This window comes from Methanomicrobium sp. (genome assembly GCF_055145805.1).
Map to the genome: position 1 here is coordinate 1 of NZ_JBSREC010000021.1, position 10,004 is coordinate 10,004.

The window sequence follows — 10,004 nt, forward strand, 5'->3', positions numbered from 1 at the left end:
TGCAAACATGGAAGTGATCAAATTTGAACTTGATATCAAAAACAGCGGAGACGGTATTTTAACAGGAAGTATAAGCTCAGACAGGAACTGGATATTAATAAAGAATCCTGATTTCACAACAGCCAGAGAAAATAAAGTTGAAATTGTTATTGACAAAAATAATCTGCCTCAAAGATCTGCAGGCATTAAATTTGCAGGAAATATTACTATCTCAACAAACGGCGGGAAAATAAAGGTGCCTGTAACTTTTGCCACAGGCAAAGAGCCTCTTTTAGGAATATCGGACAGGAAATTAATAGCTAAAAATATAAGAAAAGGAAAACTGCTGAAAAGAGAAATTCAGATAATTAATAATGGCGGCGGCCTTCTCACAGGCAGCATAAAAACCAGCAGGGACTGGATAAAAGTAATACCTGCTGATATCAGCACTTCTTCACGGCAGACTGTTGAAGTAATAATTGATACCGGAAAAACAGGAGACAATATATTTTCCTTTGGGAAAATTGATCTCTCCTCAAACGGAGGCATTTACTCTATCCCTGTTGCATTAACTTTTACCAAGTAGTATCAGAGAGAGTTAGATATTTATCTGTGTAATCCTCTATATCACATCAAAGGAGATTTTGATATGCAAATTTTAAAGCTTTTTATCTTCATGATAATTATTGCAACCATTGCAGTCCCGGCACAGGCATTTACTTTCAACTCTCTCTCTGTTGAAGTGAGTGAAAACGGAGACACTCTGGCGGTTTTTGACTACAGTATGACTTTCTGGGAATACTTTGGTTATTATACAAAGATTGCAGACCCTTCGGATGAGATTAGAAAAGAGCTGGATAAGAGATCCTCACAGCCGGTCGACATTCTGGGAGTCTCTGATAAGTCAGCTTCCTTTATGCTATATGGTTTTACGGATGTAACAGAGAAAACAGATTCAAAGACTTATACTGTTCCCCCCGTAGAATTTTCAAGGGCAGAAGAGGTATTAAAAGATCACTGGGTATCAAAAATTACAACCTTTGATCTCTCACCTGCAACAACAAAGATAGTATTCCCTGATGGATATACTAAAGAATACTACAATCAGGCTGATATACCTGCAACTGTTCATACAGTCTGAAAAATTAAGATGAAAAAATTTTATCATTTTATTTTATCTTTTTTGTCATTAGAAGTATATTTTCACCGTTTTCGTAACTATAAACTGATTTGTCCATTATTTTCCGGATCATGTAAACCCCCAGTCCTCCGGTTTTTCTATCTTCCGGCTGAAGTGTAATATCAGGTGAGGAAACAGACATTGGATCAAACTTCTTTGCATGATCACGAATCTCAATCTCTAAAATATCACCTTTAATTGTGGCCAAAATAGCAATATACCCGCCTTTTTTGAGATAACCATGAATTATAACATTTGATATTGCTTCTTCCAGGACAAGCTGAAGTTTGAGACTGACATCTCCGGAGATGTTATTCTCCTCAAAAAGATTCCCTGCCGATTCTAAAAGGAAGGGAAGCCTGTCAAGGCATACAAATTTCATGTGGAAATCGAAAATTTTCTTATCAGCCACTCTAAACACCTTTTAAGACCATCACTGTAATATCATCAAACTGTGGTTCATCGCCGCAGAAACGATTCACATCATTTAAAACCGCATGTGCAATCTCTTCAGAACTTTTATTCCGGTTTTTGATTATTATAGACTTAAGCCTTTCTTCCCCGTAATCCTCTTCATCACAATTTATCGCTTCTGTTATTCCATCGGTATAAAAGACAACAATATCGTCACTGCCAAGCGGGATTTCTCCTGATTTATATTTCATATCCTCCATAACACCAAGTGCAATACCTGTCGGAGGAAGGGTATCAAACTCTTCTGTTTCTGACAGAAGAACAAAAGGCGGATTGTGTCCTGCATTAGTATATTTAAGAATTTTTTTGTTCTCATCTATAATAGAATAGAAAAGTGTTACAAACATTCCGGACTCTGAATCTTTTGAAATGAGACTGTTTGCATCTTCAATTGCCTCTGTAACACTGGTATGCCACCCTGCACTTGCCCTGACAATTGTTCTTGAAAGTGCCATGAAAAGCGCCGCAGGAATACTTTTTCCTGAAACATCAGCAATTACAAGTCCAAAACGTCCGTTTGGCAAAATAATTGCATCATAGAAGTCTCCGCCAACTTCAAGGGCAGGGATACTTTTTGCATACAGGTCAAAACCTTTTATAGCAGGTATATTTTTAGGAAGAAAATCTCTCTGAATACCTGCCGCAATCTCCATCTCGGCCTTTTTTTTATGAAGTTCAGACTGATATTTATCCCTCTCGGCCTTTACCCTTCTCTCATTTACAATATTTGATATAAGATATGCAAATACAAACATTCCTATCGCATTAGCCAGAACTATAGGGAAAATTGTTGTACTTACAATATCAGCCGCAAGAGATACCGGCTCTATCATAAAATATGCCAGAATCATGTGGAATATTTCCATTAATACTGCAAATATGACAGCAACACGGATTCCAACAAATTTTTTCCCAAAATAAAGATATATCGCACTACCAAAAACACCACTTAAAACCGTTGCCAGAGAACAGGGAATACATGAAACCCCGCCAAGGGAGAGTCTGTATAAAGCTCCGATAACACCTGAGCCTATACCTACAACAGGTCCGCAGAAGAGACCGCCTGCCATCGGACCAAGATCACGCACATTGATTATGGCACCCATGAACTCAATCCCTCCGGCCGTCCCGTATATAGAGAGAAGACCAAATGATAACATCAGAATCAGCTGGCTTTTCCAGGTTGCTTTTCCGTCAAGGACTGATGTAAAATACTTTGAACGGGTTACAAATATTGCAAATACAATTATTACACAGATTAGTTCAAAAAGAGAGAAGAATATTTCAAGTTCTTTCATATTTTTCACTCTTTATTAGTACTTCAAAAACCCGGGGATTTTTCCTTATTACAGATGTTTTCATCCATTAAAGCTGATCAATGCGCTTTTTTCATCCGCAAATATCTCGAAAATCTCTGTAAATCCTGATATTTTGAACACACTCAGAACAAACGGTCTAAGGCATGCAAGTTTCATCATTCCATTCAAAGATTTAATCTTCTTTAATGTGGAGAGCAGAACGCGAAGTCCCGAACTGCTAATATAATCAACATCAGTGAAATCAATCAGAATATTTTTCCTGCCGGAACTAAGGATTGAATTGAGTTCTGTTTCAATATCAGAAGAACTACTGGCATCAATCCTGCCTGATATCCTGAAAATAGTTACTGAATCTTTATCGGAGTGTTCAATCTGCATAATTCTGACATTAAATTGTTTTTAATGGAGGTTATAATTTTTGCCGGCATCTATAACCATTAAACTTTTAGAAAGCCTAATTATATAACAAAATTTAAGGAAAAATTAATTCAGGGTGAATGAAAATATCTGTAAATTCTTTAAAATCAATATCTCTTGCCATTCCTGAGCTTGAAAAGGAACTATCTGATCTGCTGCAATATCCGCAGGATGAACTTGCGGATATCATAAAAGAGCTTGGCTTTAAGTGCACTGCATGTGGAAGATGCTGCACAAAAGAGTTCAACGACCATGTATTTCTCTTAACAGACGACCTTTCAAAAGCAAAAAATAGTTATGCTGATGCAATAGTTCCGGCCCCTTATTTTGAAATATGTGATCAGAACGGAAACTTTTACGTATCAGGATATGCACTTAAGGTCAAAAAAAACGGAGACTGCATCTTCCTTGAAAACAACAGATGCCGGATATATAACGATCGTTTTTCTATATGCAGAGTTTACCCCTATATGCTGCACCGTGAAACAGACAAAAACGGAAGAACAGAATGGCGCCAGATATCAGGACTTAATGAACATGGCGAATACAATACTGAAATATCCGATGATTTATGCAAAGAATATGCAATGGATACAATTGAATACGAAAAGAAATTCCTTGAACAGGAAAGGGATTTTTATATCGCTCTTCTTTCTCTTTTCAGCGATAAAAACCTCAGACCTGTAAGAAAGATATATGATGAGAAGATGCGTCAGTTTGAAAAGGGAGAGAATATCACTATCTTTGTCTTCAACGGCGAATCCTTTGAGGAAAATCTCATCTCAAAAGACGACTATATATCCGGATGAAATTTGTATTTCTCACCTGAATAACAAATTAAAATATTTTTAAAAAAAAAGATAAACCAGATCCAAATTAAATTAAATAAAAAAGTCAGATCCATTATCTACAATGGCAGGGAAAAAGAAAAAAATACCTCCTTTTTTAAAAATAGCTCTGATAGTAATTATCGTAGTCTTTGCTATCTCGCAAAAGGACACAATTGCGATACCCTTTCAGAACGGATTTAATTCAGAACTGACAGGAGATCCTGATACAATAAAGGCCGGTGCATTCAACATCCAGGTATTTGGCATTACAAAAGCGGAAAATGACGATGTAATGGAAATTCTTTCAAAAATAATAAGGGAATATGACATTGTCGCAATAGAGGAAATACGGGACAGTTCACAGACCGCACTTTTAGAACTTATGGAACTTGTTAATTCAGACGGCTCTGAATATTCTTATTTTGTCAGCGAAAGACTCGGTAGAACCTCAAGCAAAGAACAGTATGCCTACATTTACAATACAAAAACAATTGAACCAATAGGAACTCCGTTCGTATACCCTGAACCTCAGGATGTGGATATGTTCCACAGAGAACCCTATATCGGATCATTCAAATCAACAGAAGGATTATTCAATGCAACTTTTGTGACCATACACACAGACCCTGACGAAGCAGAAGAGGAGATCTGTTTCCTCTACGAAGCATCAGAATACGCAAAAACTGTTCTTCCTTATGATGAAACAGTTGTTATTATGGGAGATTTCAATGCAGACGGTGCGTATTTCGATGAGGATTCATACACGCCGATGAAAACCGAAGGTTACAGATGGGTTATCGGAAATGATATTGACACAACCACAGGTGCAACAGACTGCACATATGACAGAATTGTTCTTACCGGAGGCTGCAACTTCTATACAGGCGATGCCGGAGTAAACAGATTTGATATAAAATATTCACTGACACCTGATTTCACTAAAAAAGTATCAGATCATTATCCCGTATATGCTGTTTTTACAAAGGGAAAAAGACAGGATGAAACAGACTTTCTGACAACTGCAACACAAATACCGACCCCCGCAGAAGATTCCCTGTATACAAATGAAACATCCTGAGGAAACAGACTCCTGTTAAAACAAAAATAACAGGCTAAAAAACAGATTCTCTCAGATATAGGTATATAATTATGATCTATCTTTCAATGTCCGCGATTACCTTTGCTGATGAGGCAATCATATTCTCATTGTTCTCGATTACAGCAACATCCTTTATCGCTTCAAGGACATGCACCGACCCTTCAAGATAACTCAGGATATCGGCAGGGAAGAGAGATATGCCATATTCATCCAGGAGAAATTCAGAGATCTGCCGGTGATTCATCCCGGTCATTCTGAGTTCTAAAATTTCTGCCGCAAATTTTCTCTCGGCACAGCCACAGAGCGGATTCGTTTTACACCTGCAGTTTAAAAAGATCTTAAAAAAATTATTTAATTGTTCTTTCAGCCGCTTATCCATCCGCTGATAATCAGCACAGGCGCTGACAGCCTCAAGAAACTGTCCTTTAAACGCAAACTCGGGCACACGATAGCCCACAATTCTCTGCAGCTTCTTTGCCGCCTTAAAACGCGCCTTTTGTGAGATCAAATACCTGCTCCAAACTCCTCATCAAATTTCTTGAGTGATTTTAAGGATTCTCCCATATCATCAACTTCCACAAGCCAGTCATCAAACATAATCGGTTCTTCATCGGAATCACCGCGGAGATATTTGCCACAGCAGGATTCGCCGTTTAAGACTTTTGCACCGATGTCAGATGCCATCTCAAGCGCTTTTTCAAGATCATCATCGCCGATCTTTCGGCCGTCCTTTACGAGATCTTTTATTGCTCCTTCAGCAATATCGCCTTTGATAAATTTCTTGCATGACATGAAGAGAACCAAAAAGCGCATCTGTACACCCTGAATAATGTCAGATAATTCGTTTTCAGGAACATCTCCCATTATGATCTCCTCAACTTCATTGAGCTTTTCAAGTGCTGTTTTTATGTCATAGCTTCCACTCTGAAAGACCTTGACTATCTTCATAACAGATACATTGATATCTTTTGTAAAATTATCAAGTGACGCTAAGCCCTCAGGCATTTCATCAGACCCCTCTGGTTCATCAAAACTCATTTCCAGAAGTGTATTCAGCCAGTTATCCCATCTTTCCTGTGTATAAAAGTAATACAGTACAGATTGTGGCTCTTCTTTTCCCGCTTTTTTCTTCGCCATAAGTACTGATAATTTCTCATCCGACTATTAAAAGAGGTTTCTATTAACAACCCTGAATCTCGGCTACTCTCAGCCAAGAAATAATACTTACAAAAGCCATAATGTAGGACAGAGATGTCGATAACTGTAATGGCAAAGTATGGAGAACTTTTTTTGAAAAGTGATTCCGTTCAGCGCTACTATACAAAACTGCTAACAAAAAATATCAGGATGGCGCTAAAGGTGGCAGGCCTTGAGGCCGATATTGAACTTCACAGAGGAAGAATACTTGTAACCGGCGATAAACCTGAAGAAATTGCAGATGTCCTCTCAAAAATATTTGGTATCGTCGGAGTAAGCATTGCAAAACGAACATCTCCGGACAGGGATGAAATTGAATCAGCGGCGGCAGATTATGCATCAAAAAAATTAAAGTCAGGGATGACATTTGCAGTAAGAGCGCGAAGATCAAATGTATCCGGCTTTACAAGTCAGGAGCTTGGCGCATCTGCGGGAAGCAGTATATACAGAAGAGTCCCCGGCCTTACAGTAAACCTCTCAAACCCGGATTATGAAATATTTATTGAGGCAAGAAAAGAGGGAGGTCTAATTTACGATAATTCAATTGCAGGTCCGGGAGGACTTCCGGTAGGCACACAGGGCAAGGTTTTGTCACTTATCTCAGCAGGAATTGATTCACCGGTTGCATCATGGCTGGTTATGAAACGCGGATGTGTTGTCTCATTCATCCATTTTAGCGGCGGAGATTATATGGGAAAGGATACAAAACCCGCATCACTTGAAAATCTTTCAAATCTCTCCCTCTGGACACCGGGCCACAATATGGAGCTTTTATCGGTAAATATCGAAAAATTCTATGATGCCTTAACAAAAATTGAAAACCAGAGAAACCGCTGCCTTATCTGCAAAAGATTTATGCTGAGAATTGCATCGGAAATTGTAAGGAAAGGAGAATATTCCGCTCTTGTTATGGGAAACAATCTTGGTCAGGTCGCATCGCAGACTCTCGCAAATATGTCGGTCGTGGAGGCAGTTATTCCATCAGATATACCACTGATTCAGCCGCTTATTACCTATGATAAGGAAGAGGCTGTAAATCTTGCAAGAAAAATAGGAACTTTCAGAAAATTGTCAGGCGATGTCGCATGCAGCGTTGTTCCAAAACATCCGGCAGTATCTGCAACAATCGAGTCTGTCCTTGAAGATGAAAAAGAGCTGGATATTTCAGGACTGATTGAAACCTGCTTAAAAGATACTGAAAAATACAAAGCACTGAACGGAAAAATAACAATTAAGGAGTGACGGTAAGACCGTTATTCTCCGCAATTTCTTTGAAGGATTCTGCAACATAATCTGTCTGCCTCTCAGTCAGTCCGAATGTGTTGTACTTCCACACTCTTGTTGAACCGGCGATCACACCACAGATGCCTTTCTTTTTTAATTCTCCCGAGAAGAAGTATCCTCTCTTCTTATGTGTCTGTGCAACTTTGTCAAATGATTCGGTGGTATTTACACGTGTTAAGGTATGCTCACGCGGCATATCACTCAGTATTTTTGTCCCGTCTATTGAGATTAGGGCATCTGCAATCTTTCTGCTGTGCGAAATTTCGGTATCCCAGTTTAAAACACGCTTTTTGACCGCTGGAAATGATGCGACAAGCCCTGCCATTGTAACGCCCATTAAGGTGCATCCCATCATCTCAACCTCTTTTATACCAAAGGTGCGCCCCGTTACATCGCCTTTTGCCTGTGTTGTTCTAAACACCTTCTCAGCGTATTCCTCTGTTGTTGCAACTATTCCTGAAGGTGCAGGTGCCGCCATACTCTTATGGCCCGAACCTATAATGAAATCAGCGCCAAGCTCTTTTCCGTCAACAGGCATGATTCCGACAGTGTATGCTCCGTTTAGGAGAACAGGAATATCATAGGAATGAGCGGCTTTAACAACACCCTTTATGTCATGAATATTTCCAAACTGATAGTCGGCGTGTTCAACGAAAAGAAGGGATGGAGTCTTTTTATGCTCTTTTATTACATCCTCAATCTTTTGTGCGGCATTCTCACCTGTTATGTGATTACGTTCATCAACAGGTATCTCACATGGAATTCCGCCTGACTGTTCAACTGATACAAACTCGGTATAATGAGACAGGGATGTAAGAATGACAGGATCGCCCTTTTCAACAAGAGTACTTGCGACTGCCTGAAAACCTCTTCTTGCACCGGGAACAACACGGACTGCATCCATATTCAGCCATTTTGCACAATCCTCATGGAATTCGGCAAGAGGCGGTTTTCGGATGTAGTCAAGTCTGAAGGGCTTTAAGCAGTTATCACATACGGAGTACCCGTCAGAGTATGCTAAAACGGCTTTCTGGGCCTCAGGAGTTAATCTTCCTCCTGCCTGAATAGGATCTATATTTATGTACATCTCCTCAACAGAACGTGCTTCAATTTTGTCTGCGCAAAGCATGGACTTAAAGCACCTCCTGCTCAAGGACTGATATCTGTTTTTTTAACTTTTCCATTATCTTTGAGGCCTCTTCCTTTTCCGCTCCTTCAAATTCATGAAACGGGGCGTTTTTTCTAAAAAGTTCCCTCATATCTGTAAGCAAAAACATTGCCTGAAAAACTGCGTCAACTCCCCTCTGAGACATATGAATCACCTGTGGTGGCATAATATATCGTTTTTATCTGGTATTAAAGAGTGGATTATTCCATCTGCCACAAAAGGTTACAAAATCACACTTTATTTTAAAATACCCTGATGAAAATACAAAAATGATAAACGCCCAGTACGGAATTCGAATCCGTGTCGCAGCCGTGACAGGGCTGCATGATAGGCCACTACACTAACTGGGCATGAAACTAATTTTACCATACTATATAGAAGCCTTAAACGTTTTAATACTTCGATTTGAGTTTAGAACAAATAAAAATCCGGAATGCCGGATTTAATTAAAATACACTGAAAATTAACAAAAGGCTATATCTAAAATCACAGAAATAAACAGATAATTAAAAGGAAGTTGTGAATATGGAAGAAAATGATGCATATAAAAAAGCAAAGAAGAAAGTCACAGATCTAAAAGGTTTTTATTCCCACCTTGCAGCGTATATCATCATAAATGTACTGCTTGCCCTGGTAAACCTGATAACATCCCCGCAGTCACTCTGGTTTTACTGGGTAACCTTTTTCTGGGGAATCGGTCTCCTTATGCATGCCTGGAACGTGTTCGGGCACTCAAAAGTCATGGGCGATGACTGGGAAGAGAAAAAGATCCAGGAATACATGGATAAAGAGAAGAAAAATTAATTTTCATCACATTTTAAAAAAATTAAATCTCTTTTTTTACAGATAACTGTAACATTTTAAAAAATCACAAATTAATCTGACATTAAAAATCATAAAAAGTAACTGAAAATATTAAAGCAGTTACGCCCAGTACGGAATTCGAATCCGTGTCGCAGCCGTGACAGGGCTGCATGATAGGCCACTACACTAACTGGGCAAATAAGATAATACACCAGCCCGCAGCTGATCAAACAGATCCCGCCTCCCGGAATCG

At 39.0% G+C, this 10,004-nt stretch carries 13 protein-coding genes and 2 tRNA genes; 6 read left to right on the forward strand and 9 right to left on the reverse strand.

The annotated features are described in order from the left end of the window. Both ACTB1O_RS01370 and ACTB1O_RS01375 read left to right on the forward strand, forming a co-directional pair. The coding region (locus ACTB1O_RS01370) for a hypothetical protein (protein WP_462993351.1) at positions 1-565 on the forward strand (565 nt) is incomplete at its 5' end. A 63-nt stretch (positions 566-628) separates the two neighbouring features. Next, positions 629-1,120: a hypothetical protein gene (locus ACTB1O_RS01375; protein WP_462993352.1), complete on the forward strand. Its 492-nt coding sequence runs from the start codon at positions 629-631 to the stop codon at positions 1,118-1,120. Between the two features lie 28 nt (positions 1,121-1,148). Here ACTB1O_RS01375 and ACTB1O_RS01380 read toward each other — a convergent pair whose 3' ends face one another. Genes ACTB1O_RS01380 through ACTB1O_RS01390 form a run of 3 tightly spaced genes read right to left on the reverse strand, consistent with a single transcriptional unit; the run spans position 1,149 to position 3,330 of the window. Next, the gene (locus ACTB1O_RS01380; protein ID WP_462993353.1) at positions 1,149-1,571 is read right to left on the reverse strand and encodes an ATP-binding protein; all 423 of its coding nucleotides are present in this window, start codon (positions 1,569-1,571) and stop codon (positions 1,149-1,151) included. 1 nt (position 1,572) lies between these two features. Continuing rightward, positions 1,573-2,931, reverse strand: coding sequence for a PP2C family protein-serine/threonine phosphatase (locus ACTB1O_RS01385; RefSeq protein WP_462993354.1), 1,359 nt, complete (start codon positions 2,929-2,931; stop codon positions 1,573-1,575). Positions 2,932-2,991: 60 nt separating this feature from the next. Next, positions 2,992-3,330: an STAS domain-containing protein gene (locus ACTB1O_RS01390; protein WP_462993355.1), complete on the reverse strand. Its 339-nt coding sequence runs from the start codon at positions 3,328-3,330 to the stop codon at positions 2,992-2,994. 119 nt (positions 3,331-3,449) lie between these two features. On the opposite strand from ACTB1O_RS01390, the gene ACTB1O_RS01395 reads away from it, so the two are divergent. Together ACTB1O_RS01395 and ACTB1O_RS01400 are read left to right on the forward strand one after the other, a co-directional pair. Next, the gene (locus ACTB1O_RS01395) at positions 3,450-4,178 is read left to right on the forward strand and encodes a YkgJ family cysteine cluster protein (protein ID WP_462993356.1); all 729 of its coding nucleotides are present in this window, start codon (positions 3,450-3,452) and stop codon (positions 4,176-4,178) included. A gap of 103 nt (positions 4,179-4,281) precedes the next feature. Next, positions 4,282-5,277, forward strand: a complete 996-nt coding sequence (locus ACTB1O_RS01400) for an endonuclease/exonuclease/phosphatase family protein (RefSeq protein WP_462993357.1) — start codon at positions 4,282-4,284, stop codon at positions 5,275-5,277. A 76-nt stretch (positions 5,278-5,353) separates the two neighbouring features. Here ACTB1O_RS01400 and ACTB1O_RS01405 read toward each other — a convergent pair whose 3' ends face one another. Further along, positions 5,354-5,806: a DUF5814 domain-containing protein gene (locus tag ACTB1O_RS01405; protein WP_462993358.1), complete on the reverse strand. Its 453-nt coding sequence runs from the start codon at positions 5,804-5,806 to the stop codon at positions 5,354-5,356. Then, the gene (locus ACTB1O_RS01410) at positions 5,803-6,435 is read right to left on the reverse strand and encodes a DUF2150 family protein (protein ID WP_462993359.1); all 633 of its coding nucleotides are present in this window, start codon (positions 6,433-6,435) and stop codon (positions 5,803-5,805) included. Before ACTB1O_RS01410 ends, ACTB1O_RS01405 begins: the two co-directional genes overlap by 4 nt. Positions 6,436-6,549: 114 nt before the next feature. Here ACTB1O_RS01410 and thiI point away from each other — a divergent pair, with 114 nt between their 5' ends. Further along, positions 6,550-7,737, forward strand: coding sequence for a tRNA uracil 4-sulfurtransferase ThiI (gene thiI, locus ACTB1O_RS01415; protein WP_462993360.1), 1,188 nt, complete (start codon positions 6,550-6,552; stop codon positions 7,735-7,737). On the opposite strand, the gene pscS is transcribed toward thiI, so the two are convergent. The 3 genes from pscS to ACTB1O_RS01430 form a co-directional block, all read right to left on the reverse strand. Beyond that, complete coding sequence (pscS, locus tag ACTB1O_RS01420) at positions 7,727-8,908, reverse strand: O-phospho-L-seryl-tRNA:Cys-tRNA synthase (protein WP_462993361.1); 1,182 nt, start codon at positions 8,906-8,908, stop codon at positions 7,727-7,729. The two genes, thiI and pscS, sit on opposite strands and share 11 nt — an antisense overlap. 4 nt (positions 8,909-8,912) lie before the next feature. Further along, entirely contained in the window at positions 8,913-9,092 is a 180-nt protein-coding gene (locus ACTB1O_RS01425) for a hypothetical protein (protein ID WP_462993362.1), read from the reverse strand. Between the two features lie 132 nt (positions 9,093-9,224). Then, positions 9,225-9,297: transfer RNA gene (locus tag ACTB1O_RS01430), tRNA-Asp, on the reverse strand. 175 nt (positions 9,298-9,472) lie between these two features. Between ACTB1O_RS01430 and ACTB1O_RS01435 the strand changes: the two genes are divergently transcribed. Next, the gene (locus tag ACTB1O_RS01435) at positions 9,473-9,751 is read left to right on the forward strand and encodes a 2TM domain-containing protein (protein ID WP_462993363.1); all 279 of its coding nucleotides are present in this window, start codon (positions 9,473-9,475) and stop codon (positions 9,749-9,751) included. A gap of 123 nt (positions 9,752-9,874) precedes the next feature. Here the strand turns inward: ACTB1O_RS01435 and ACTB1O_RS01440 are convergent. After that, positions 9,875-9,947 (reverse strand) — tRNA-Asp (locus ACTB1O_RS01440). Positions 9,948-10,004 lie beyond the last annotated feature (57 nt).